Raw genomic sequence first — 25,162 nt, 5'->3', positions numbered from 1 at the left:
CCCTATTCTTTCACCTGGCCGGTGCCTTGAATAATATATTTATATGACGTAAGCGCTTTAAGTCCCATCGGTCCCCGGGCATGAAGTTTTTGGGTGCTGATGCCGATTTCTGCACCAAACCCAAATTCGAATCCATCGGTAAAACGCGTAGAAGCGTTATGGTAAAGAGCTGCTGCATCAATACCTGCAAAAAAAGCCAGCTTATTGTCTTCATTTTCGGTCACAATAGACTCGGAATGACTGGTGCCGTACATTTTAATATGGGAAATACCCTCTTCTACATTGTCAATGCACTTCATGGAAACAATATAGTCGAGGTATTCTTCCCCCCAGTCAGACTCAACTGCTGCTTTGATATCAGGGTGAAGGGCCTGAATTCGTTCATCACCGCGGATTTCAACACCCGCAAGAAAAAGTTCTTCAATTAGTTCACTTCCGTTTTCCTGCAGCCATTTTTCATGTACGAGGATAGTTTCGCACGCATTGCATACAGAAGGACGCTGGGTTTTCGCATTAATTGCAATATCAATAGCCATTTTTCTTTCAGCTGTTTCATCGATTAGAACATGGCAGTTTCCTACACCTGTTTCCAGAACGGGAATAGAAGACTGATCGACTACCGTTTGAATAAGACCAGCGCCGCCCCGTGGAATGAGAACATCAAGATATTTATTCATTTTAAACATTTCCGAAGCACCTTCACGTGAGGTGTCTTCGGCAAGTTGAATGGAATCTGGAGCAAGAGAATATTTAGCCATTCCCGCATGAATTGCATCAATAATCGCCTGATTGGAATGATAGGCGGAAGAGCTTCCACGCAGAAGTGCGGCATTTCCGGTTTTTACTGCTAGAGCCGTCGCATCAGCCGTCACATTTGGTCTTGCTTCATAAATAATGCCGACAGCGCCCAGGGGAACACGGATTTTTTTGATTTCAAGGCCGTTAGGGCGGTCCCATGCTTCTATTTCTTCCCCGATAGGATCTGGAAGAGCAGCAACATCACGAAAGCCGTCCGCCATCGTTTTTATGCGTTCTTCTGATAAACGCAGCCTGTCGAGAAGAGCCTCTGTAAATCCCTTTTCCATCCCTGCTTCTATATCCTTTTGGTTCGCCTCCAGAATAGTGAGCGTATGTTCTTCCAAAGACAAAGCCAGTTCGTTTAATATATTGTTTTTCTGTGCGGCATTCAGTACAGCTAAATCACCGGCTGCCTGTTTAACTTTGAGGCCCTGTTCTATCATTTTACTCATTTTATTTCATCTCCTTCATAGCAACCCAGTCATCACGGTGGATTACTTCAGCTTTTATTGTTTTAGTGTATGCCGCAGCTTCTGTGCTCGATTTTCCTTTAATATCCGCTAATTCAGCAGAAGACATATTTACCTGGCCTTTGCCGATAAGTGAGCCTTTTTCATCAACAACCTGTACGACCGATCCGCTGGAAAAAGTGCCTTTAATTAATTTAATTCCGGCAGGAAGAAGGCTGCGTCCATTTTGAAGCAGGGCCCTTTTGGCGCCTCCATCCACGACCAGCTCACCTGACGGAAGAGAATGCATGGCGAGCCACTGCTGTTTTGATTTCAGTGTAAATTGACCGGGGTAGCCGATATACGTACCGTTTCCTTTGCCATCAATAATATCCGTTAGTTTACGCGGGCCTGAGCCGGTGCCTATAAATATACGAAGTCCCAGCTGAAGCGCCGTCTGGGCTGCAAGCAGCTTTGATTTCATCCCGCCCGTGCCGACAAGACTGCCGCTGCCGCCGGCTCCAATAAGAAGTTCATCTGTAATTTCAGAAAGAAAATGATACTTTTTGGCGTCCGGGTTATCTTTAGGGTGCGAATCGTAAAGACCGTCCACATCGGTAAGAATAAACAAATCATCTGCCTGGCATAAGCCGCCGACAAGAGCAGATAACATGTCGTTGTCGCCAAACGTAAGCTCATCAACAACGATGGAATCATTTTCATTAATAATAGGGAGAACCTGGCGCTGAAGCAGTTCAGAAAGAGTATTATAAGCATTTTGATACTGTGGCCTGTTGGAAAAGTTATCGCGGGTCAGCAGCAGCTGCCCAGTCGGGATGCCGTATGCATGAAACTCTTTCGTGTACGCTTCCATAAGCAGGCCCTGCCCAACCGCTGCCGCGGCCTGTTTGCCGGCGAGCTTTACCGGGCGGGATGGATAGCCAAGCTGTCCAAAACCGGCCGCCACTGCTCCTGACGAAACGAGAATTACTTGATGGCCCCGCTCTCTAAGGCCTGCAATGGCAGAAACATGTTCTTTTAGTTTTTCACCGCTCAGCCTTCCGTTAGGCGTGGTCAGCGAACTGCTCCCAATTTTAACGACAATTCGTTCCTTTTTCATTTGGCCTTTTCTCTCCCTTTTTTACCTGCTAAAACAAAAAAAGCCTCCATCCTCATAAAGGACGGAGACGTATAATCCGCGGTGCCACCTTCGTTGAAAAATGATAAGAATCATTTTTCCACTTGGAACTTTAACGCAGTTAACGATCAGGTATTTATACCTGACAGCTCCAGAGCAGGTTCATAAAAGAGATGTTACAGCGCCTCTCAGCCAGTGAGCGCCATTTTCTGTACGACATCCTGCATTTATTACTATTCTCTTTCGACGCTGTTTCTCTTTTTTTAATTCGGGATGATACAATAGTTGTTCATATTATGTTTCATAGAGGCGGAGTTGTCAAGCAAATAAAAACAGCAGAAATAATGCTGCCGGGAAAGAAGGATGAAAGCATGAAAATAGAGAAAACGGTAGTAATTACCGGAGCCGGAAGCGGTCTCGGACGATATATCAGCATTGAAAGCGCAAAGCGCGGCTATTATCCTATTCTAGTAGGAAGGTCCGGAGAAAAGCTGAGAAGCGTGCAGCGCGAGCTGGTAGATCTGGGAGTTCCCTCCGATATAGAAGAAGCTGATATTAGAAATCATACCGATAATAAGAGAGCGTCAGAAGCTGTTCTAAATCGGACTAAAAAAATTGATGTACTTATTAATAATGCCGGCGCCGGTTTTTTTGCAGAGGCAGACAGCCTTTCGTATGAAAAGGCAAGACAGATGTTGGAAGTGAACCTGCTCGGATTGATCGACTGGACAAGCTTTTTTCTGCCCGCTTTAAAAGAGCAGCAGAACGGACGGATTATCAATATTGGTTCGATGGCAGGCAGAATAGCGACGCCTAAAGCATCTGCCTATGCCGCCAGTAAAGCCGGGGTGATTGCCTATTCCAATGCGCTGCGGATGGAGTTGAAACCGCACCGTGTTTCTATAATGACCGTAAACACGGGGCCGGTAAAAACGCCATTTTCAAATAAAGCGGATCCAACAGGAGAGTATGAAAAATCTGTAAAGCGGCTGGCCATACGACCTGATAAACTGGCCCGGACCATCGTGAAAAATATGGAAACCCGCACAAGAGAAATCAACCTGCCCGGATATATGAACAAGGCGGCCGTGATGTACAGTTTATTTCCGAAAACGGTGGAGCAGCTTGGTAAAAGGCAGTTCATGAAAAAATAACAGCGGTTTTTAGTCAGATCTGCTCTTCTTTATAAAAACGGGAGCCGGTAATCGATTCATATACATGAATACCGCTCATCGTAACGGCCATCGTACTTCCTCCCGGGAAAACGGAATCCCCGCACATCCACAGCCCGGGCAGGTTTGTGCGGTGGGAAAGGCTGTTAAAAAGAGCATAGCGGCTTGTTTGGGGAAAGCCGCCGACCATGCCGTCCGGCCGGTGAATATAGTGCTCCCACGCATGCGGCGCACCGGGAAGCAGAGAAGTAAGTGCACCGGACCAGCCTGTCTGTGCCAGCAGGATTTGTTTTAGCTCTTCCAGCGTCTGTTGTTTCTGCTCGTCATAAGAGGCCTTGTTTTTCCAGCGCTCAGGACTGGTGTGGGTAGAGACGGTAAATGTTCGTTCACGTCCTGGAGCTCTCAAGGTGTCCTTTTCTTCAGATAACGATACAAACATGTGCTCTTTTTCAAATGCGTTTTCCGGCCCCCACATAATCTGCTGAAATAATGGAGTATCGGCGGGAGCTTCGGTCAGTGTGCCGTACATAGAAAAAGCGCTCCAGATGGAAGTACGGCTTCTTTTCTGCCATTTTCCTCCCATTGCGGTAAAGTCAGCATCGCTCATTAAAGAGGGAAGAGCCTGCACAGGTACGTTAAGAACAAGGTCCTGCGCTGCAAATAGTCTGCCTCGCTTATCAACTGCTTCCCAGCGGCCGTTGTTTCTGTAAATTTTCTCGATTGTCCGCCTTTTCACAGCCTGCCCGCCATTTGTTTTAACAGCGGCAGCCAATGATTCGGCGCTGCGGTAGAGGCCGCCTTTCATGTAATGGGAGCCCTGGTGATAAATAGCAAGACCGTACAGACCGAGGAGTGCGGCTGCTTCGTCAGCTGAAGCCTGCATACTGTCCAGCAGCTGGCCGTTTATATACTGCATAAATCCATAATGCTTATCAAGCTGAAACTGGCCCAGCACCTGTGTTACCGTTTTACGGTAATAAGGAACAAGAGCAGCAGCTCTGCCATCGGCAGAAGCAAGCAGCGATTTCCAATCGCGCCATGTTTTCGGCGGCATAACCGGTGCTTTTTTTAATAACGATAAAAATATATCTCCTGTTTTGGCAACAAGACGGTAAAAATCCTGGATCCGGTCGCTGATTTCAGGAAAAACCCGGCACAGGTGCTGTATGTGGGTATCCATATCAGCATGCACTCTAATAGAGAACCCGGCAGAATGAACATCCATGACTGTCGTCAGGAGCGTTTTTTCCGGCTGGGGTATGCCAAGGTGATTGAATACCCGGTAATGAAGGCCGTGCGGTTCCTGAAATCCCAGGCCCAGCGTGGCTCCGACCGGATAAATGTAATCACCTCTCCTGAATTTCCCCGCACTGCCGCCCCATTCATTGGAAGCTTCCAGCAGCGTAACGGATTTCCCCGCCCGGCTTAGAAGACCGGCCGCCGTAAGCCCGCCAAACCCGCCGCCTATAATTAATACATCAGTATATTCCATCAGCATATTCCTTTCTTAAAAGCAGCAGGAGTGCGCTGCTTTATTGCTCTTATTGTATACCCATGCTAGACTAAAAAGAAATCCAGTAAAAGGGGAAGACCTTATGTATCCAAAACGAACGGGTATCGCTATATGGCTGAAGTCCACAAAGCATGCTAGACAGCTTCGCCGGTACGGGGTCGTTCACTATGTTTCGAAGTCGATGAACTACGCGATTGTTTACTGCAATGAAACGAGCGTGGAATCGGTTATAGAGGATATAAAAAACCTTCATTTTGTTGAGAAGGCAGAACGATCCATGAAACCATCCGTTGCTACAGAATATAAAAAGAAGACAATAGAAAAAGAGCCGGCGCCGGACTACAATATGGGATTATAAGCTGACTTTTTTTCGCACATGAAACGGACCTCCTGATATGGGAGGTTCTTTTTATTGAAACCGTGCCTCTCCCGTCGATATTGTTTCGGGTGCCGGAATATAATATAATGAGCGGGAAAGAAGGAATTCATATGCCAAAATGGAAAAAGAATCTCTATATACTTGTAGTGTCTCAATTTATGGTAATGGCTGCCATGACGATGATTATCCCTTTTCTTCCGCTCTATTTACAGGAACTCGGAGTAACCGACCCGCAGTCCATAACTATTTGGGCGGGGTTTATATTTGGTATTAACTTTTTAAGTGCCTTTATTGTTTCTCCATTCTGGGGGAAGCTGGCTGATAAGTATGGAAGAAAACCGATGGTGCTGCGATCGGGAATTGGTATGGCTATCGTTATGATTTTAACCGGTTTTGCCACAGGTCCGTGGAGTCTGTTGTTTTTAAGGTTTCTAAATGGAACCATTTCCGGATTTATTCCTGCTTCTATTGCCCTCGTATCTACCAACACCCCAAAAGAAAAAGCAGGCTATGCCCTTGGTATTCTTCAATCCGGTGCCGTAGCCGGCGGCATATGCGGGCCGTTGTTCGGCGGGCTTCTGGCCGAAGCCTTTGGGTTCCGGACTATTTTTAATATTACGGGTGTCGGTCTGGCATTAGCTGCGCTGACCGTCTGGCTGTTTGTAAAAGAAGATTTTACACCGCCGGAAGCTGGAGAAAAAACAAGCACAATGGACGATTTTAAAAAAATAGCAGCAGTATCTCCAATTATTCAGATATACATGGTCGTGTTTATTATTCAGTTCGCACTGATTGGGGTTAACCCGCTCGTCTCATTGTACGTAGAAGATTTAAGCGGCGGGGTGAACAGTGCATTTTATGCCGGTCTGGCTGTGTCCTCGATGGGTATAGCCAACATGGTGGCGGCTCCTATTCTCGGAAAAACGAGTGACAATAAGGGAGCGTACTATACGCTTTTCGTTTGTCTGATCGGCGCGGCTGTGTTTTCCGTACCGCAGGCCTTTGTTACTAATTTATGGCAGCTTATCGCTATGCGGTTTATGACAGGTCTCTGCTTAGGAGGCCTGCTTCCTGCGGCGAATACGTTGATCAGGCAGCTGGCCCCATCCGGCATGGAAAGCAGAACTTACGGATTTTCCAACAGCTTTTTATTCCTGGGTTCCCTGCTTGGTCCAATTATTGGTGGTCTGCTGGCGGCGGTTTACGGTATTCAGGGAGTGTTTTTAGTGTCAGCGGTGATGCTGACAATAGCCGTTATCATTATGAAGATATATGTTATCCCAGGCATAAAAAAGAGAAAAGATGACAGCGGAGACTAGAGGGTTTGCACCACTCCTGGGAATGCGGTACTATTTGATCAGAAAACACCCGTGATATAAAGGAGAGGAAACATAGTGAGAATAGTAGCGGGATCTTTTAAGGGAACAGTCATCAAAGCAGTGGCCGGAAACAAAACAAGGCCTACGGCTGATAAAGTGAAAGAAGCGGTCTTTCACCGCCTGGGTCCTTTTTTTGACGGAGGAGAGGCACTGGACTTGTTTGCCGGTACAGGAAGTCTTGGGCTCGAAGCTTTAAGCCGCGGGTTCGACAGCGCTGTGTTTGTTGACCAGTCGTCCCAGGCGCTCAAAACGATTAAGCTGAATATTAATCAGTGCCGCTGTGAAGACCAGGCGGAAGTATACAAAAACGATGCGGAGCGCGGGATTGAAGCACTGGCACGCAGGGGAAGATCATTTGATGCCGTGTTTTTGGATCCCCCTTATGCAGCTGGGAAGATTCCGAATCTGCTTGAAAAGCTGGATAAACATCAGCTGGTTAAAGAGGAGGGGTTCGTTTTATGCGAACACGCTTCTAAAGAGACACTGCCTGCGCAGGCCGGCAGCCTTGAGAAGCACAGGGAAGACAAGTATGGGGATACGATGATAACAATTTATTACAAAAGCTGATATAATAAAGCGAATCAACAGACCATAGAGTATGCTGACGTTAAGTAGTGCAGATATAGAGGGGGAGCCGTTATGGCAAGTGTAGCTGTATATCCGGGAAGCTTTGATCCAATTACAAATGGCCATCTGGATATCATTGAAAGAAGCGCTAAAGTGTTTGACCGGGTAATTATATCCGTTTTACATAATAGAAATAAAGTACCTTTATTTTCTGTTGAAGAACGAGTAGCTATGCTGCAGGATTCAATACAGCATATCCCAAATACAGAAGTAGATTCGTTTAACGGGCTGCTGATAGAATATATAAAAGAAAAAAAAGCCCACACCATCGTAAGAGGACTGCGTGCAGTGTCTGATTTTGAATATGAAATGCAGGCAGCTTCCATCAACCGTAAGCTTGCACCGAACATTGAAACCTTTTTTATGATGACAAACAATCAATACTCGTATTTAAGCTCGAGTATCGTAAAAGAAGTAGCAAAGTATGAAGCGGACGTGAGTGATCTCGTTCCGCCAATGGTAGAGCGCGAGCTGAAAAAGAAGTTTTCTGCCTCTACGTAACATACTTTAAGGTTTGGGGCAGCAGACCCCAAACTTTTTCTATGTAGAAAAGCCTGGAAAGATTTTGGCAGAGGTGGAGGAGGAAAACGATTGGCAGAACGAATGAAAAAGAAAAAATGGAGCCGCAGCTGGACAATATTCGGGCTGCTTCTAATAATACTTATAGTAAACCAAATTCCGCTTCCTTATTATTATTCGCAGCCGGGAGAGGCGAATGCCCTTGAAGATATCATTATGGTAGAAGGAGGAGAAGGCGAGGAAGGGGAATTTTATATAACTACCATTCTTCAGAGAAGAGCAAATATCCCGCTATATGTATGGGCTCAGATATCGCCTTATAGAGAAGTTACGCCGACAGACTCCTACTTGATGGATGGAGAAACAGATGATGAATACTTTCACCGTCAGGAAATGATGATGACAAGTTCGCAGGAGGCTTCCAAGCTGGTAGCCTACCGGGAGGCGGGGCTGGAACCCGATATTGAATATGAAGGCATTAGAGTAACGGAAGTGATCGACGGAATGGATGCTGCAGACCATCTGCAGGAGGGAGATCTTATTACGTCTGTGAACGGCACAGACGTCAATACACTCGAGGAGCTTAATGCAGAGCTCGAAAACGTGGAAATCGGCACTGAAGTTACGGTCGATCTGACGAGAGAGGAAGAAGCAGAAACAGCCTCGGTCGCCATCGACATGTTTCCGGAAGAAATGGATAGTGAAGGACGGGGCGGACTCGGCCTTTTGTTTCCTTATACAGAGCGGAGTATTGAATTCGATCCGGAGGTTGATATTGAAGCCGGCTCGATCGGCGGGCCATCAGCAGGGTTGATGTTTGCCCTGGAGATATATAACCAGCTTACGCCGGATGACCTGACAAAGGGGTTAAAAGTAGCGGGCACAGGTACTATTGACGATGAAGGAAATATTGGCCGTATTGGCGGGATTGAACAAAAAGTAGTCGCCGCAGAGGAGTCTGAAGTAGATATATTTTTTGCTCCGGAAGATGATCTGGATTCGCCATCGAACTACGAGCTGGCGATTGACACGGCTGCGGATATAAACGCAGAAATGGAAGTTGTCGGAGTCAGGACCTTCGATGAAGCAGCTGCTTATTTGGAGGACTACACTCCTTCTTAATACAAAAAGCCGGAATGCCCATGAGGCAGTCCGGCTTTTATAGTATTACGGGGGGAAGGGTGTACTCTTCTTTCCAGCGCTCATTTTTGGAAGCAGGAAAAGGGAGATAGTAAGTAACTGCAGCTCTTTCTTCCAATAAAGCCTGTCCGGTTTTTTTGCCGGGGATGGATGTTTTTAACGGAATTGTAAATGATTTTTTGCGGTGCTGCAGATATCGGCGTCCGGCGGCTGTCATGCCAAGCAGCCTCATATATTGAGGCTGGCCGTCAGTCATCGCTCCAGCCATTTCTGATTTTGTTACTCCAAGAAGAATTTGAATACAGGCGCGCTGCAGACGGGTCATGGTATAGCGTTTTGTTTTAGCTTCTTTCATCATAACGGAAAAGCTCTCTGAACGGGCATGTTTGGCAAGAAGCCGTTCCAGGCCTTCCTCCGCTTCGTACATAGTACTGAGATGCTTAGAGGAAACAGTGAGAAGCTTCGCCTGAAGAAAAGGGAAATAGTGCTCCCATTGCACAAGAGGCGCCTTCCCGGCATAATTGGAAAGCAGGGAAAAGGAAGAGGCGGGCATATAAGGTTCAACAGAAGCCGGACTTTCATATGTAAGCTTGTGCCGAATGGCTGTCGCGCTCGCTATATGTTTGGATGGGAGTTCCTTGTCGTGAAATGCTGCACCCGTCCTTTTAATAGTGACAGGAACCATAGAGGCTCCCAGGCTCTGCACAGCCTGTATGTAATGCAGGCCGAGACTGTTATTGGGCTCAGCCATATCAGGAAGATCCGCCGATGGAGAAAGCGCCTTAAAAGCTGAAGACGCAGCACGAGGATAGCTGTAGCCGAGCCGGCTGAAATAACGAACGTGAGTATCGTATTCCGTGCGGTGTTCCTTTAAAAAAGAAGCAAGAGCCAGAAAAGGTTCAATCGTACCGGCTTCACTTCCAAAACAAAGATAGTCTGCGCCAAGCTGATGCAGAATAGACACAGCGCCGCGGGCAAATATGGAAGCGTGCTGACTGGAGAAAGCATAAGGGAGTTCTACTACAATATCCGCCCCTTCCAATAGCGCCATTTCGGTGCGCAGTCTGCGCGGCACTACTGCCGGTTCACCTCTTTGAAGAAAATAGCCGCTCATCACGGCTACTACCGTATCGGCTCCTGTAACACGCCTTGCTTCCTGAAGATGAAAAGCGTGTCCATTATGAAACGGATTGTATTCAACCACTACTCCTACTACTGTCATAAAGGCCTCTTTTCTATATTTGCTGTCATTAGTATTTTTTTCTTTATTAAGACGTACCAAAGTGATAAAATAGAGCCACTATTCCTTACATTATAATGTAAAGAAAATATGTTGACAAATATAGTGATGGTGGATATAATTATTTTTGTTGCCTTGAGGTGATGTTTATGAAATGGAGTATACAGCAGCTTTACGCGAAGCGGGTCCGAGGACTTGTTATTGACGATGAAGTGAATGTAGATGAGTTAAAAGAAAGAGACAGTGAGATTAGAGAGATTTCACCTGCAAAAGTGAGCGGCCGCGCTGAGTTTTCAGCGGACGGACTAGTTACGTTTTTTCTTCGTATTTCCGGTGAGATGACACTTCCATGTGCCAGATCGCTCGCAGATGTCCGCTATTCATTTGAAACGGAAACAGAAGAAATGTTTCAAATAGATGGCTATAAGGACACGGAAGATGAAGAAGTCCGTGAACCTGAGAACGGTTTTGTCGATTTGCTTCCGGCTGTGAAAGAAAGTATTCTGCTTTCTATTCCTATCCAGGTTTTTGCTGATGAAGAAGCACAGAAAAAAGGCCCGGCCCCGTTAGAAGGAGAAAACTGGTCTTTGATTTCAGAAGACGAAGCATCTGAAGAAACGGAAAAAGAAACAGACACTGTAGACCCTAGATTAAAGGATTTAAGTAAATTCTTTGATAAATAAAGATGAAGCATAAAGACAACTGCATTTTCTTTTCTATTCATCAGAGAAATTCTGCTGAATATATGGTAAAATGTTGTGTCTGACTAGAAATGTAACTTGTATAAGGAGGTGGGTAACATGGCAGTACCATTTAGACGTACTTCTAAAACCCGCAAAAGACAGCGCCGTTCACATTTGAGAATGGAAATTCCGGGTATGGTAAAATGTCCGGATTGTGGTGAAATGAAACTTTCACACCGCATCTGTAAAAATTGCGGTTCTTATAAGGGAGAAACAGTAATCGAAAAAAAATAATCAAGAAAAAGCTGTATAGTGGATGTTTCCATTATGCAGTTTTTTTTGGTGATAATGATAGCGTTTTCAGAAAAGGAGGAGCGAATGGAAACAAAAGTAATAAAAACAATTGTCGACGGGAAGTGCATAATACGTATTAATCGGCCGGCAGTCCATAATGCTGTCGATTTTGATGTTATACATCTTTTGAATAAATATCTTGATGAAGCTGCCGGGGATGAAACCATTGATACACTTGTTCTTAAAGGCACAGGAGAGAAAGCATTCTGCGCAGGTGGGGATTTAAAAGCCTTTCAGCATTTACATACGAAAGAAGAAGCGTTTCAAATGCTTTCCGGAATGAGTCGTGTGCTGAAGAAAATTGCGGTCTTTCCCCTCCCGACTGCGGCTTTATTAAATGGAAACGCGTATGGCGGCGGAGCGGAACTTGCTATGGCCTGTGATATAAGAGCGGCCGTTCCTTCTGCCTCTTTTGGCTTTACCCAGGGTCGGTTTGCAATAACTACAGGCTGGGGCGGAGGATCGCTGCTGTTGAATAAAGTGTCTCATGACACGGCTGTGAACGTATTATGCAGCTCGGAAGTTTACTCAGCCAGGGACTGGTATAAAATGGGGATAATTACCTCGATAAAAGAAAACGCTGAAACGGAGTGGGTTCCGGAATGGAGCGGAACGATAAAAGAAGTAAATAAAGCGTACAAAGCACTGGCGTTAAAAAAACTTAACCGTGAGAAACTGTTTGAAATGATGGATGAAGAAGTCCGGACATGTGCAGAATTATGGGCTGAACCCGCCCATGAAAAAGCGGTGGAACAGTTTCATTCCAGAAAAAGAGTATAAAAAAAGGCCCTTTCCATTATTGGAAATCGGGCCGGTATTATTATTCCTGCGGCTGAACACCAGCAGGGTACCAGACGAATGGATTTTCCCCGCGGTCGCGGTCTGGATCATACGTAACGGGCTGAAAGTCCATTTTGTTCCAGAAATCATCAGAACGCTGGCGGGCATTGGTTTTTACAGGGATATTGAAACTCTTGGCATGTTCAACTAGCGCCTGGCCGTATCCTTTATGTTTATAACCTTCCAATACTTCAAGCTTCCACAGTTCCAGATAGCCTTTTGGCGGATCAAAATACTGATCGTATTTGCTTTCAATCTTGTACAGGCACATTCTTGCAACCAGACGGTCTCCGTAATAAATACCGTAAAAAGGAGATTCACTGTCGTTTTCAATAATATTTTCCTCGAGCTCTTCTTTCATGGACAGCTCCTGCGCGCCCACCTCTTTAAACTGCTGAAAATCCTCAAGTGTTTTGAAATTTATAAGTAAGCGCTTTACTTTTTCCGTTGCCATATTCATCCTCCTCTGTCTATTCTAATCCTATTGTACTATAAAGATTCCCATTTTTGTGTAATAATAAATGCAGAAAAAAATAGACCGAATAGTAAGAAAAATAAAGAATCAAACTTAGGGGTTAGGCAATAGGAAAGGAGTATGCTAGAATTTATAGGGATTACAAAATGACTACACGGAGCTTGGCGTAAACAGGTAAAAGCTCCGGAAGAAAGCGTGAAGTATATGCAGATTTTTATAGACGCAATAGTAGGCACTTTATTGCTTCTCCCATTTTTAGCATGGTACATATTATATCTAATACAAGCAAAAATCACGAAGAAAAAAAGAAAATCAATGCGGAGGGCTTCGGAATTTTCCTTTCTGTTCTTTGCAGCTTCCATCTATTTTTATGCCCAGCTTTTATGGGGAGTGTCTGTATTATGGATTATCTTTTTAATCGTACTGGTGATTGGCATTATTGTACTTATCCTTCATCGTAAATATAGATTGGATATGGAATTTCCAAAGATCATAAAAAGTATGATGCGTTTTTCTTTTGCCGTATTTTTTTCGGTATATGTCTTGATGCTGATTTATGGATTAATTGATTATTTCTTTATTGTTTAAGAAAGGCAGGCCTCTCATGAATACCACCATTGGAGATGTAGAGTTATCTACGTTTAACACAGCTTATAAAAACCTGCATCCGTCTGCGGTGTCCCTGTTTGATTATGCACCTTCTAAAGCAGGCATAAAAGAACGGCATGCGGCATTATTAAAGAAGTCATTTAAGAGAGAAGAGCTGGCTGAAGCTCTTTTTTCATTCAATAAACAGTTTTTATACAGCGAAAAAGCAATAGAAGCTATAGAACGTTTGAAAGACAAAGAAGCTTCAGTAGTAGTGGGGGGGCAGCAGGCTGGTTTGTTAACCGGGCCGATGCTCGTTATTTCCAAAGCGTTGAGTATTATAACGCAGGCTGAAGAACTGCAAAAAACAACGGGATCTCCGGTGCTTCCTGTATTCTGGATAGCCGGGGAGGATCATGACTGGCTTGAGATTAATCATGTATGGGTGCCCGGCGAACATGGTCCTGTTAAAGTAAGATATAAAGGATACAAAAAGGACCAGCTGCCGGCTTCCGAACAAAAGCTTCCTTCAAAGGATCTGTCCGCGTTTATTTCGGAAGTGTTCAAGCATTTAGAAGAAACGGAGCATTCGGCTTCTCTGCTTCGCACCGTAAATCAGCTCGCAGAAAGATCCGCATCGGTTTCGATGTTTTTCGGTGAGTGTATGCGCTGGCTTTTTAAAGACACTGATCTTATTCTGCTTGATGCGAATGATGAACAGATAAGAGCTCTGGAAAAAGATGTGTTCGCAAACATAATAGCTGATAATTATAAAATAAGAACAGCCCTTGCAGAAGGGGAAAAGAATCGAAAAGATGCGGGCTTTTCTTCAGTAGAAGGAATTAATACGAAAAGCAGCCATCTCTTTTATCACCTGCCACATCGGGAATTATTGTTTCCTCTGCCTGATGGGGGGATGGAATCAAAAAGCGGGCACGTATTCAGCAGAGACTTACTAATGAAGAGCGTGCAGGCCGAGCCATTTCCATTCAGTTCCAATGTAGTAACGAGACCGCTGACGCAGGAAACGCTTCTGCCCGTCCTGGCATTTATCGGCGGGCCGGGTGAAGTTAACTACTGGAGCCTTCTGAAACCGGTGTTTCATGCTTTAGACTGTGATATGCCACCGGTTCTGCTAAGACAGCATTTGACGATTATTGATAAACGTGTTCAAAAAACATTAAAAAACGAAAATATTTCGGCGGGCAGCGGCGCATCCGGGGAGCTGCAGCGCAGATTGGAGAACATTATAAATTCTCCTGCTTTTCGGGAAGGGCAGACAGCCGCTCAATCAATGATTGAAGAAATAAAACCGATGCACCAAGAGCTGGCACAGAATTGGAAAGAAAAAAGGCCGGCAGAAAAAAGCTTCGCAGAAAATAATTGGCAGAGAATACAAAATGAAATATTTGCTCTGGCCAATCGTATTGATTCCGTGGAAAAAGAAAAAGCAGGGCGCAGACTTCGGAATTTGGAAGCATCGCTGCAGCTTCTTCAACCCAAAGGTATACCGCAGGAAAGAGTGTATTCGATATTCTGGCTTCTTAATCTTCACGGGCCGGAAATAGTAAATGACATGTCTGAATCGCTGCAGACTTCCACTGAGCCGTTCCAGCATTATATAGAATTGTAAGCCGCCTGTTTTTCAGGCGGTTTTTTTTATATTTTTTTAGAAAGAAAACACCTTAATTGTAAAATATTCCAAAAAAATACCGATAGTAATGAGGAAGAAAATGAAAAGGAGTTATTAAATCATGTGGAACAATAGAAAAATCGGTTCAAAAATCAATATGATTGTACTGTCTATTCTGGCTCTGCTTTTTATTGGACTGGGCAGCGTCGTTTACTGGCAGACCTCAGAAAGTATTAAAAAAGCATCAACGGAAAAAGCGGCCTCTGACCTTCAATTGGGAAGAGAAGCATTGAATGGAGCCTATCCAGGCAGCTGGGCTTTGGAAGATGGCACACTCGTTAAAGGCGGGACGGCGGTATCCGATGAAATGGTCGATTACATAGGAGATATTACCGGCGGCACCGTGACTATATTTCAAGAGGATACCCGGGCGGCTACTAATGTAATGGTAGACGGAGAGCGGGCGGTCGGAACCCAGGCTTCTCCTGAAGTAATAGAATCTGTTATCAACCGTCAGGAAACGTATACCGGGGAAGCGGACGTAGCGGGTAATACATATCAGACAGCATATGAGCCTATTATAGATGAGAATGGACAGGTTATCGGGATGTGGTATGTAGGGGCCTCCCAGGAATTGATCAGTGAAACGGTAACGATTATGATGACCGCTTTTGTGCTCATTTTCCTTCTCATGGCGGCACTGGCATCTTTTTGTGTGTGGCTGTTTACAAAAGGGCTTAATAAGCGGCTTCAAACCATGACCAATGCGCTGCAGCGCGCAGGGAAAGGTGATTTTTCTGTTGAGCTGGAGGATCATTCAGGCGATGAAATTGGCCGTCTTGCCCGGGACTATAACGAAATGAAAGGAAAATTGACCAATCTTGTCCAGCAGTTATCCATATCTGCGGAGCAGGTAGCTGCTTCTTCTGAAGAGCTGACAGCGAGTGCTGAAGAAACAAGCAGAGCGTCAGAACAGATATCGGAGAGCATCCAGCAGGTTGCCTCCGGAACGGATAGACAAAGCGCCTCTACGGAAGACAATCTTACGATATTAAAACATCTCGTTTCAGGTATGAATGACCTGACCGAGCAGGTACAAAAAGCAAAAACAGTTTCAGAAGACACCTCCTCTAAATCCAATAACGGATTTACAGCAGTGGAGCTGGCTACAAGCCAGATGGAAAGTATAAGAAACACTACAGCGGACAGCTCAGTCCATGTCGAAACATTAGGCCGTCAGTCCAATCAGATAGGAAGTATCGTAACCCTTATCAGGGAAGTGGCTGAGCAGACCAATCTGCTGGCTTTAAATGCTGCGATTGAAGCAGCGAGAGCAGGAGAGCAGGGAAGAGGATTTGCGGTGGTAGCAGAAGAGGTGAGGAAACTTGCAGAAGAATCGCAGCTTTCCGCCAAGCAGATTGAAACAATCGTTTTCGATATAAAAACCGGCATTGAATCAGCAGTGGTATCGATGAAAGAAGGCGAAAAAGCAGTCGATACAGGCATGGATTATGTTGTGAAAGCAGGCCGCTCTTTCAAAGAAATCTCGCAGGGAGTCCAAGAAATGGAAGAACAGATGATTATGGCTTCCGGCAATGTAGAGAATATGGCTGAAAAAACAAAAGGGCTTGAACATTCGATCGCAGCATCCCTGTCTGTATTAAAAGAAGCCACAGGATATTCGGAAAATGTTGCGGCAGCAGCCGAAGAACAGACTGCATCCATGCAGGAAGTGTCCAATGCATCCGCCGGTTTGGCTGAGACAGCTGAAGAATTACAGCAATCTATGCAGTCATTTATCCTGAAGTGAATAAAAGAAAGCCCGGCCCGCGTCCTTAAAGGATCTGCGGGCTTTAATTAGGACTATATTAGATAATTGTGAATTTAAGTAAATTTTTTTTAAGAAACCGTGGTACAAAGTGGTGGAATGTGGTAACTTTAGGATAGATAGTGGAGGAAGAGGGTTGCAGCCATGTTTATGGGAGAGCATCACCATAATATTGATGACAAAGGAAGAATGATTATTCCATCCCGTTTTAGAGAAGCACTGGGAAAAACATTTGTTATCACTAGAGGAATGGATGAATGCCTGTTTGTTTACCCCATGGAAGAATGGCAGCTGCTTGAAAAGAAAATGGAAAATCTTCCGTTCACTAAAAAAGATGCAAGAGCTTTCACCAGATTTTTTTTCTCTGGGGCTTCCGAATGTGAATTAGACAAGCAGGGAAGAACTATGATTCCTGCGACCCTTCGCCAATACGCTGGTTTATCTAAAGAGTGTGTTGTAATTGGTGTCTCAGCAAGAGTGGAGATTTGGAGCAAAGAAAACTGGGAGAGGTATTTTTCCGCTTCGCAGGAGTCTTTCTCCGAAATAGCAGAAAACATTGCAGATTTCGACTTTTAAGCCAATGAAGGGAACAATGGAGGTGCCTTTAACGTTTTGGATAAGTTTACTCATGAAACAGTCCTTTTGAATGAAGCCGTGGAAGGACTTGCTGTAAAAAAGAACGGCATCTATGTTGACGCCACCCTCGGCGGGGGCGGACACAGTGAAGAAATAGTAAAGCAGCTGGACGGCACGGGCCATCTATACGCATTTGATCAGGATGAGCGGGCGATCGCTGCTGCAGAAAAAAGACTGGCTCCCTTCAAAAAAAATATAACCATAATCCGGGCAAACTTTGCCTCTATTAAAGAGGAACTTAATCAGCTTGGTATTGATAAAGTAGATGGGGTGCTGTTTGATCTGGGTGTGTCATCACCGCAGTTTGATGAGGCGGATAGAGGATTCAGCTATCGTTATGATGCACCGCTGGATATGAGAATGGACCAGCGCCAGCATCTTACTGCCTGGCATATAGTAAATGAATGGAGTTTTTCTGATATCCAGCGTGTGATTTCGAGATTTGGAGAGGAAAAATTCGCCAAACAGATTGCCAGAAAAATTGAAGCAGCACGGGAAATCAAACCTATAGACAGTACATTCGAGCTTATTGACATAATTAAAGATGCCATCCCGGCTCCGGCCCGCAGAAAAGGCGGACACCCGGCAAAAAGAACATTTCAGGGCATTCGTATGGCGGTAAACGGCGAGCTCGACGTAATGGAAAAAGCGTTGATCGACAGTATAGCCATGCTGGGTAAAGGTGGAAGACTCAGCGTTATTACTTTTCATTCTTTAGAAGACCGCCTCTGTAAGCGGATTATTAAAGAAAAAAGTTCCTACCCTGAACTGCCGCGGGGCCTTCCCGTTATCCCTGAAAGTGCAGAACCCGAATTGAAAAAAATTACAACGAAACCAATTATTCCAACAGAGCAGGAGCAGGACGAAAACAGGAGATCCCATTCTGCAAAATTAAGAATAGCTGAAAAAAATCAGGAGGTCAGCAATGGATAATTTAGCCAAGCAAATTCAGCGGCAGAGACATCAAAAAGTTGAAATACATAAAGAAGCACATGAACATGTGAAAAAGAGCATAACAAAAGGTGAAAAAATTATTATTGGTACAGCCGCTGCATTAATTATGGCCGCATGCTTTTTCATTGTATCCAACTTTGCTGCCATTTATGGACACGAAAGAGAAATATCTGCTTTGTCCCAATCGGTCAGTCAACAATCGGAAGTAAATCAGAGCCTTGAAGTCGAAATCTCCGAATTAAGTGCTCCAGACCGCATTATGTATTATGCTAAAGAAGAGCTTGGCATGAGCCTTCAGGATGATCAGGTAAAAGTAATTCAAAGTGTTAATCAATAATCGTACATGAGAGGCTGGCTGCGGGGGAATCTCCTTCATGCCAGCCTCTTTCCAGGATAAGAACAAAAAAACGGGACTTGCTTAATAAGCCCCCAGATACTACAGGCGGTGAAAGGTGTTATGGCAGCACGGAAAAAAAGCACAATTATGAGGGCACTGATTCTACTAGGTATTGTGAGCTTATTTTTTATGATTTTTGCAGCAAGAGTGGTATATGTTCAGGTAGGTAAAGAAGTCAAGGGACAAGATCTTGAAGAAATGGCTGAATCCAGGTGGACGACCACCCAGCCTCTACACGGAGAGCGTGGGACTATTTATGACCGCGGCGGAGAGGCGCTGGCTGAAGAAGTCCAATCTTTTACAGCTTTTGCGATAATCGATGAAGACTATGAAGACCATATCGAAGACCCGGCCCAGGCTGCCAGTGACTTATCGCCATTAATTAATATGGAAGAAGAAGAACTTGAAAATCTCCTCTCCCAGGAAGATAGGTTTCAGGTGGAGCTTGGATCGGGCGCTAAATATTTAAGCCTCTCTGAAAAAGAAGCGATAGAAGAATTGGATATTAACGGGATTCAGTTTATAACGGAACCGAAACGGTATTACCCAAACCAGACGTTTGCATCACATGTACTTGGTTTTACAAACCGGGATATGACTGAATCGCTTATGGGACTGGAACGAGGTCTAAACGATAACCTGGAGCCCGAAGACGGAGAGTTGAGCTACGAAAGAAACCGTCAGGGGGTGCCTCTTCTTGATCCCAATGAAATTATAGACGAACCTGAAGACGGGGAAGACGTGTATCTTACGATTGATTCCAATATCCAGACCGTGCTGGAACAGGCGATGACAGAGGTGGATGAAACCTATAGCCCTAACAAAATAACGGCTGTTGTAGCGAACGCAAAAACCGGGGAAATACTGGGTATGAGCAACCGGCCGAGTTTTAATCCGAACGAATATGAGTCAATTACAAATTACACAAACTTTGCTGTATCCGACAGAATTGAGCCCGGCTCAACGATGAAAATGTTCACGCTGGCAGCAGCTATTGAAGAAGGCGTGTATGATGGAGAAGAAACATATCAATCCGGGCGCTATGAAATTCTGGACAGCCGGATTTCCGATCATAATAATGGAGAAGGCTGGGGCGAGATTGACTTTGATGAAGGTCTGCAGCGCTCGTCCAACGTAGCATTTGCCAAGCTTGTGCTAGAGAAGCTTGGTGCGGATACATTTTTCTCTTATATTGATGCTTTTGGGTTCAGGGACATAACGGGTATTGATCTTCCAAATGAAACAAACAGCTCGATAGCGGATTCTGATGACCTGGATGCCGGCGTCTCCGGATTTGGGCAGGCATCTGCCTATACGCCGATTCAGCTTGTACAGGCAGCTACAGCTATTGCAAATGATGGAGAAATGATGAAACCTTACGTAGTGGACCGCATTCATAACGAGCAGGAAGATAAGAACACCTATACAGCGGAACCTGAATCGGCAGGCAATCCTATCAGTGCCGAAACGGCAAAGGAGGTACGGGAAAAGCTGGAAACTGTTGTATCAGGCGAGTATGGAACAGGTAAACCGTACCAAATTGATGGAATAGATGTCGCAGGAAAGACAGGAACCGCTCAAATCAGCAGTGATGATGGATCCGGCTATTTGTCCGGGGAAAACGAAAATATTTTTTCCTTTATGGGAATGGCTCCGGCAGATGACCCAAGCATTATTGTGTACGTGGCTGTTGACCGTCCGGAGCTGGATGGTTCCGAATCTGGTTCTGCTCCAGTTTCGCAGATATTTAATCCAGTTATGAAACAAAGCCTTTCTTACATGAATATTGCTCCTGAGACCGATGTAGAAAATGACGAAGTTTTTGAAGAAACAGGAATTGATACGGTTAACTTCACGGAAATGACGACACAGCAGGCGCAGGAAAAAGCTGAATCTCTTGGTTTAGTTCCGGTGGTTGTAGGAGCTGGAAACGATATTGAATCCCAGCTTCCAGAATCGGGAAACAATGTTATTGCAGGTGAAAAAATATTTTTAAGAACAAACGGTGAAGCCATTATGCCGGATATGACGGGCTGGTCTATCAGAGACGCCAAAAGATTCAGTGAACTGCTGGATAAACCACTTCGTTTCGAAGGTTCCGGCTATGTAAGCGAGCAGAATATTGATCCGGAAGCAGCCATTCCAGATAAAGGTGCCATTACGATTACGCTTATGACACCGGCTGAAATGAGAGAAGAAGAGGCTGCAGAAGAAGAACCAGCAGAAGAATCTGAAGAAAACGCCTCTGAAGATGCAGAGGAAACTCAAGAAGATGCAAGCGACGGAGAAACAGAAGAAGAAACCCCGGAAGAAGGGGAGGAAATTCAGGATAACGAAGAGGAATCAGAAGCAGCAGAGGAAACCGTTCCCGAAGAAGCTCCTCTTGAAGAAGAGCCGGCTGAAACAGAATAAATGAAGCCTTCGAGCGGAAATGATAAAAACGAGGGTGACAAATTTTTATAGGAAGCTTAAAATGAAAATGGTGAAACGGCCGAGGTGTTACCTTGGCCTATTCATTTGTCAGCCCGGTTTTTACAAATAAAAAACGCAATTCGCAGGAGAGTATAAGATGATAACCCTACATGATTTACTGCCGCCGGTACTTGTTCACGGCGCCCTTCCAACGGAAAATCCAGAAATAACATCCATCCACATGGACTCCAGAGAAGTGGTTTCCGGAGGGGTGTTTTTCTGCATTGAAGGTTATACCGTAGATGGACATGAATACGCAGAACAGGCTGTAAGAAATGGTGCCTGCGCAGTAATAGCCAAATATCCGCTGCCGCTTTCTGTTCCGGTACTCGTAGTCCGGGACACACAAAAAACAATGGCTATCGCTGCCAGCCGTTTTTATCAGCATCCTACAGGAGAAATGAGATTAATTGGGATTACTGGTACAAATGGAAAAACCACCACAAGCCATCTTCTAGAAGCTGTGCTGAAAGAAAATGCTGTGCAGACCGGCCTGATCGGCACAATGTATACTAAAATTAACGAAGAAATTTTTGAGACGAAAAATACGACCCCGGAATCTGTCACCATCCAGAAAATATTCCGGGATATGAAAGATCAGGATGTGGATTCCTGCATTATGGAAGTTTCCTCTCACGCTCTCGATTTAGGCAGAGTGAGAGGCTGTGATTTTAATACGGTAGTTTTTACAAATCTAACAAAAGATCACCTTGACTACCATGAAACGATGGATAAATACAGACAGGCTAAAAGCCTGCTGTTCAGCCAGCTGGGAAACTCCTACGAAGGGGAAGAAAAAACGGCTGTCCTTAATGCAGACGACAGTGCTTCTCTTTTCTTTGAGAAGGTATGCCCGGCTCCTGTGCTCACGTATGGAATAGACGAACCGGCAGATATCCGGGCGGAAAACATTTCCATGACGCCGACAGGAACATCCTTTACGATTGTGACCCCATGGGGTGAGGAGTCGCTCTCTCTTTCCATGGCAGGGAAATTTAGTATCTATAACGCGCTTGCAGCAGCAACGGCTGCTCTTTCTGAAGGTATTTCACTTTCCACCATCGTTTCGGCGCTTGGAAAAGTAAAAGGAGTTGCAGGAAGATTTGAGCTGGTCGAGTCTGAGGAGGAATTTGCGGTTATCGTTGATTACGCCCATACGCCGGACAGCCTGAAAAATGTTCTGGAGACGGCCCGGGAAATGGCAGCAGGCTCTGTTTACACCGTGGTAGGCTGCGGAGGCAACCGTGATAAAACGAAGCGGCCGGAAATGGCGAAGATTGCCGTTACGTTATCCGACATGAGTATTTTCACAGCAGACAATCCACGCGATGAGAACCCGGCTTCTATTATTGACGACATGACAATAGGGCTGACTAATACAAACTTTAAAGTAATTGAAGACCGCCGGGAAGCTATTAAATATGCGATAGAACATGCAGAACCTGGGGACCTGGTATTAATTGCCGGCAAAGGACACGAAACGTACCAGATAATAAAAGACGAAGTATTTTCTTTTGATGATAGAAAAGAAGCAGAAACAGCAATAAAAAATAAAACACATAAGTAAAACTGTTTGTTTTTAATAGAAAGGACGTCCAATAATGGCGCTCAATGTAATAACAGCCAGCATTCTGGCTTTCGTATTTATGATTATTCTTACTCCCTTTTTTATTCCGGCCCTGAAGAAATTTAAATTCGGGCAGAGTATCAGGGAGGAAGGACCGGAGTCCCATATGAAAAAAGGCGGCACTCCAACAATGGGCGGCATCGTAATTCTTGTTTCGCTTATTTTGACCATGCTTGTTATGACAATATGGACCGGGTTCAGTACCGAACTTTTTTTACTGCTTTTAGTAACAATTGGTTTTGGTACACTCGGTTTTCTTGATGATTTTATAAAAATTGTAAAAAAACGCAATCTCGGTCTGACATCTAAACAAAAGCTTGCCGGCCAGGCAGTAATAGCGCTGATCTTCTTTATCGTTATTTACTCCGGGGATTTTAGTACATCCGTGTCGGTGCCTGCAACCAATTTCAGCATTGATCTGGGCTTTATGTACTTTTTCCTGGTTATCTTTATGCTGGTCGGGGCATCCAATGCTGTAAACTTAACTGATGGCCTGGACGGTCTTTTAGCAGGTACAGGAGCCGTAGCTTTTTTGGCTTTTGCGATTCTGGCATGGATCCAGGGTGCATCCGATGTTGCTGTCTTTTCTTTTGCGATAGTGGGCGCCTGCTTAGGGTTTCTTGTGTTTAATGCACATCCAGCTAAAGTATTTATGGGAGACACGGGATCTCTTGCGCTTGGCGGGGCGATTGCAGCTATTGCCATTCTGCTTGGAGCTGAGCTGATTCTCGTTATTATCGGCGGCGTGTTTGTTATTGAAACGCTATCCGTGATTATCCAGGTGGCATCGTTTAAATTAAGAGGCAAGCGAATCTTTAAAATGAGTCCAATCCACCACCATTTTGAACTGTCCGGCTGGTCGGAATGGAAAGTAGTTACTGTGTTCTGGAGTACTGGACTCGTTCTGGCTGTGGCAGGAATTATAATTGAGGTGCTGATATAATGAAGCAATCCCTGTATAAAGATAAACACGTGTTAATTGTAGGACTGGCTAAAAGCGGAATGTCAGCCGCAAGGCTTCTTCACCGCCTCGGTGCCCATGTAATAGTAAATAATGGGTCTTCTTCTGAAGGTTCAACAGAAGAAAAAGAATTAAAACAGCTCGGAATTCCCCTTCACAGCGGAGGGCATCCGTTGTCCCTCCTTGAAGAAAAAATAGATATAATAGTGAAAAATCCAGGTATCCGCTACGATCTGCCGCTGTTTGAAAAGGCCGGCGAGTTGAATATACCTATTATTACAGAAATGGAAATAGCAGGCCGCTTATGCGAAGGTACGATGATAGCTATTACCGGTTCCAACGGAAAAACAACTACTTCAAGCCTTCTCCATGCATTGCTCGTAGAGGGTGGAAAGAAGTCCTATTTAGCCGGAAATATTGGAACGGTAGCCTGTGAAGTATCGGAACAGGTAAAGCAGGATGAATTTATGGTGACCGAGGTTTCGAGTTTTCAATTAAAAGGAAGCCCTGCCTTTCAGCCGAATATCGGTATTATTTTAAACATATTTGACGCTCATTTGGATTATCATGGTTCAAAAGAAGATTATGTAGCATCCAAAGGAAAAATGTTTGCCAATATGACCGAGGAAGAATATGCACTTTATAACGCGGACGATCCTGAAGTGACGGCGCTTGCCAAACAATCGAACGCGAGGCTGTTTCCTTTTTCCACGACAGAAATATTGTCAGAGGGAGCCTGCATTAAAGACGGATGGATGATGTTTCAAAACGAGCCCGTAATGGAAATGAGTAAAGCATCCCTGCCGGGCAGGCATAATCATGAAAACATGCTTGCAGCGGCAGCAGCTGCTATGCTTAGCGGCGTAGACCGTCAAGCAGTGGAAAACGTATTAACAACCTTCTCGGGTATTAAGCATAGGCTTCAGTACGTAGGAGATGTGAACGGTATTCGGGTGTATAACGATTCCAAAGCTACCAATATTCTTTCCACCCAAAAGGCTATTGAAGCTTTTTCAGACCCGGTCGTCCTGATTGCGGGCGGCCTGGACAGGGGGAACGAATTTGACAGCCTCGAGGCCGCTTTTGCGGGTCTTAAAGCAGTAGTAGCATATGGTGAAACAAAATATAAACTGGCAGACACTGCAGAAAAAGCAGGTCTGAACATAGTGAAAATAGTAGATACTCTTGAAGAAGCAACGGCGGCGGCGGCTGCTGTTGCAGAAGCGGGGGATGTACTTCTTCTTTCTCCGGCCTGTGCAAGCTGGGACCAGTTCAAAACGTTTGAGCAAAGAGGCGACCTTTTTATTCAGGAAATGAACAAACAAAAAAAGCAGTGATGGCTTCTCCGGCAGCGAAGAAG

General features: G+C 44.9%; 24 protein-coding genes and 1 other annotated feature. Of the genes, 19 read left to right on the top strand and 5 right to left on the bottom strand.

The features are described from left to right. Positions 1-2: 2 nt before the first annotated feature. Both ATL39_RS05790 and proB read right to left on the bottom strand, forming a co-directional pair. Complete coding sequence (locus ATL39_RS05790) at positions 3-1,250, bottom strand: glutamate-5-semialdehyde dehydrogenase (protein WP_120192349.1); 1,248 nt, start codon at positions 1,248-1,250, stop codon at positions 3-5. A gap of 1 nt (position 1,251) precedes the next feature. Continuing rightward, positions 1,252-2,367: a glutamate 5-kinase gene (gene proB, locus ATL39_RS05785; RefSeq protein WP_120192348.1), complete on the bottom strand. Its 1,116-nt coding sequence runs from the start codon at positions 2,365-2,367 to the stop codon at positions 1,252-1,254. Positions 2,368-2,421: 54 nt separating this feature from the next. After that, positions 2,422-2,641 (bottom strand) — a binding site (T-box leader). A 115-nt stretch (positions 2,642-2,756) separates the two neighbouring features. Here proB and ATL39_RS05780 point away from each other — a divergent pair. Then, positions 2,757-3,539, top strand: a complete 783-nt coding sequence (locus ATL39_RS05780; protein WP_170146847.1) for an SDR family NAD(P)-dependent oxidoreductase — start codon at positions 2,757-2,759, stop codon at positions 3,537-3,539. 13 nt (positions 3,540-3,552) lie between these two features. Here ATL39_RS05780 and ATL39_RS05775 read toward each other — a convergent pair whose 3' ends face one another. After that, positions 3,553-5,049: an FAD-dependent oxidoreductase gene (locus ATL39_RS05775; RefSeq protein WP_170146846.1), complete on the bottom strand. Its 1,497-nt coding sequence runs from the start codon at positions 5,047-5,049 to the stop codon at positions 3,553-3,555. A 103-nt stretch (positions 5,050-5,152) separates the two neighbouring features. Here ATL39_RS05775 and ATL39_RS05770 point away from each other — a divergent pair, with 103 nt between their 5' ends. The 5 genes from ATL39_RS05770 to ATL39_RS05750 all read left to right on the top strand — a co-directional run bounded on the left by ATL39_RS05770 (position 5,153) and on the right by ATL39_RS05750 (position 9,096). Then, positions 5,153-5,428 carry a YlbG family protein gene (locus ATL39_RS05770; protein ID WP_120192345.1) on the top strand — a complete coding sequence of 92 codons (276 nt, stop codon included), beginning with the start codon at positions 5,153-5,155 and terminating at the stop codon, positions 5,426-5,428. Positions 5,429-5,559: 131 nt separating this feature from the next. Next, positions 5,560-6,768: an MFS transporter gene (locus ATL39_RS05765; RefSeq protein WP_120192344.1), complete on the top strand. Its 1,209-nt coding sequence runs from the start codon at positions 5,560-5,562 to the stop codon at positions 6,766-6,768. A 75-nt stretch (positions 6,769-6,843) separates the two neighbouring features. After that, positions 6,844-7,395 carry a 16S rRNA (guanine(966)-N(2))-methyltransferase RsmD gene (gene rsmD / locus ATL39_RS05760; RefSeq protein ID WP_120192343.1) on the top strand — a complete coding sequence of 184 codons (552 nt, stop codon included), beginning with the start codon at positions 6,844-6,846 and terminating at the stop codon, positions 7,393-7,395. Positions 7,396-7,467: 72 nt separating this feature from the next. Continuing rightward, positions 7,468-7,956: a pantetheine-phosphate adenylyltransferase gene (gene coaD, locus ATL39_RS05755; RefSeq protein ID WP_120192342.1), complete on the top strand. Its 489-nt coding sequence runs from the start codon at positions 7,468-7,470 to the stop codon at positions 7,954-7,956. Between the two features lie 90 nt (positions 7,957-8,046). After that, positions 8,047-9,096, top strand: a complete 1,050-nt coding sequence (locus ATL39_RS05750; RefSeq protein WP_245960927.1) for a SepM family pheromone-processing serine protease — start codon at positions 8,047-8,049, stop codon at positions 9,094-9,096. A 37-nt stretch (positions 9,097-9,133) separates the two neighbouring features. On the opposite strand, the gene ATL39_RS05745 is transcribed toward ATL39_RS05750, so the two are convergent. Next, positions 9,134-10,336, bottom strand: a complete 1,203-nt coding sequence (locus ATL39_RS05745) for a nucleotidyltransferase (RefSeq protein WP_120192341.1) — start codon at positions 10,334-10,336, stop codon at positions 9,134-9,136. A gap of 167 nt (positions 10,337-10,503) precedes the next feature. On the opposite strand from ATL39_RS05745, the gene ATL39_RS05740 reads away from it, so the two are divergent. The 3 genes from ATL39_RS05740 to ATL39_RS05730 all read left to right on the top strand — a co-directional run bounded on the left by ATL39_RS05740 (position 10,504) and on the right by ATL39_RS05730 (position 12,171). Continuing rightward, positions 10,504-11,037, top strand: coding sequence for a YceD family protein (locus tag ATL39_RS05740; protein ID WP_120192340.1), 534 nt, complete (start codon positions 10,504-10,506; stop codon positions 11,035-11,037). Positions 11,038-11,154: 117 nt separating this feature from the next. Beyond that, on the top strand, positions 11,155-11,331 hold the full coding sequence (gene rpmF, locus ATL39_RS05735; protein ID WP_120192339.1) for a 50S ribosomal protein L32: 177 nt from the start codon (positions 11,155-11,157) through the stop codon (positions 11,329-11,331). Positions 11,332-11,415: 84 nt separating this feature from the next. Further along, positions 11,416-12,171 (top strand): enoyl-CoA hydratase/isomerase family protein, encoded by a 756-nt coding sequence (locus tag ATL39_RS05730; RefSeq protein ID WP_170146845.1) that lies wholly within the window; start codon positions 11,416-11,418, stop codon positions 12,169-12,171. A 40-nt stretch (positions 12,172-12,211) separates the two neighbouring features. Here the strand turns inward: ATL39_RS05730 and ATL39_RS05725 are convergent, their stop codons facing one another. After that, on the bottom strand, positions 12,212-12,685 hold the full coding sequence (locus ATL39_RS05725) for an N-acetyltransferase (protein ID WP_120192337.1): 474 nt from the start codon (positions 12,683-12,685) through the stop codon (positions 12,212-12,214). Between the two features lie 225 nt (positions 12,686-12,910). On the opposite strand from ATL39_RS05725, the gene ATL39_RS05720 reads away from it, so the two are divergent. The 10 genes from ATL39_RS05720 to murD all read left to right on the top strand — a co-directional run bounded on the left by ATL39_RS05720 (position 12,911) and on the right by murD (position 25,139). Beyond that, positions 12,911-13,294 (top strand): DUF3397 domain-containing protein, encoded by a 384-nt coding sequence (locus ATL39_RS05720; protein ID WP_120192336.1) that lies wholly within the window; start codon positions 12,911-12,913, stop codon positions 13,292-13,294. A 16-nt stretch (positions 13,295-13,310) separates the two neighbouring features. Then, positions 13,311-14,927, top strand: coding sequence for a bacillithiol biosynthesis cysteine-adding enzyme BshC (gene bshC / locus ATL39_RS05715; RefSeq protein WP_120192335.1), 1,617 nt, complete (start codon positions 13,311-13,313; stop codon positions 14,925-14,927). A gap of 121 nt (positions 14,928-15,048) precedes the next feature. Next, positions 15,049-16,737 carry a methyl-accepting chemotaxis protein gene (locus tag ATL39_RS05710; RefSeq protein WP_120192334.1) on the top strand — a complete coding sequence of 563 codons (1,689 nt, stop codon included), beginning with the start codon at positions 15,049-15,051 and terminating at the stop codon, positions 16,735-16,737. 162 nt (positions 16,738-16,899) lie between these two features. Further along, positions 16,900-17,331 carry a division/cell wall cluster transcriptional repressor MraZ gene (gene mraZ, locus ATL39_RS05705; protein ID WP_120192333.1) on the top strand — a complete coding sequence of 144 codons (432 nt, stop codon included), beginning with the start codon at positions 16,900-16,902 and terminating at the stop codon, positions 17,329-17,331. A gap of 36 nt (positions 17,332-17,367) precedes the next feature. Further along, positions 17,368-18,324: a 16S rRNA (cytosine(1402)-N(4))-methyltransferase RsmH gene (rsmH, locus tag ATL39_RS05700; protein WP_120192332.1), complete on the top strand. Its 957-nt coding sequence runs from the start codon at positions 17,368-17,370 to the stop codon at positions 18,322-18,324. Then, positions 18,317-18,682, top strand: coding sequence for a cell division protein FtsL (gene ftsL / locus ATL39_RS05695; RefSeq protein ID WP_120192331.1), 366 nt, complete (start codon positions 18,317-18,319; stop codon positions 18,680-18,682). Before rsmH ends, ftsL begins: the two co-directional genes overlap by 8 nt. A 120-nt stretch (positions 18,683-18,802) precedes the next feature. Further along, positions 18,803-21,154 (top strand): penicillin-binding protein, encoded by a 2,352-nt coding sequence (locus ATL39_RS05690; protein ID WP_120192330.1) that lies wholly within the window; start codon positions 18,803-18,805, stop codon positions 21,152-21,154. A gap of 157 nt (positions 21,155-21,311) precedes the next feature. Further along, a complete protein-coding gene (locus ATL39_RS05685) occupies positions 21,312-22,781 on the top strand; it encodes a UDP-N-acetylmuramoyl-L-alanyl-D-glutamate--2,6-diaminopimelate ligase (RefSeq protein ID WP_120192329.1) in 1,470 nt (489 codons plus the stop codon). Positions 22,782-22,812: 31 nt separating this feature from the next. Further along, a complete protein-coding gene (gene mraY / locus ATL39_RS05680; RefSeq protein WP_147419336.1) occupies positions 22,813-23,784 on the top strand; it encodes a phospho-N-acetylmuramoyl-pentapeptide-transferase in 972 nt (323 codons plus the stop codon). Then, the gene (gene murD, locus ATL39_RS05675; RefSeq protein WP_120192327.1) at positions 23,784-25,139 is read left to right on the top strand and encodes a UDP-N-acetylmuramoyl-L-alanine--D-glutamate ligase; all 1,356 of its coding nucleotides are present in this window, start codon (positions 23,784-23,786) and stop codon (positions 25,137-25,139) included. The genes mraY and murD overlap by 1 nt, the downstream gene beginning before the upstream one ends. Positions 25,140-25,162 lie beyond the last annotated feature (23 nt).

This window comes from Sinobaca qinghaiensis, from assembly GCF_003610495.1.
GTDB lineage: Bacteria > Bacillota > Bacilli > Bacillales > Marinococcaceae > Sinobaca > Sinobaca qinghaiensis.
This window is presented reverse-complemented; position numbering and strand designations above follow the sequence as displayed.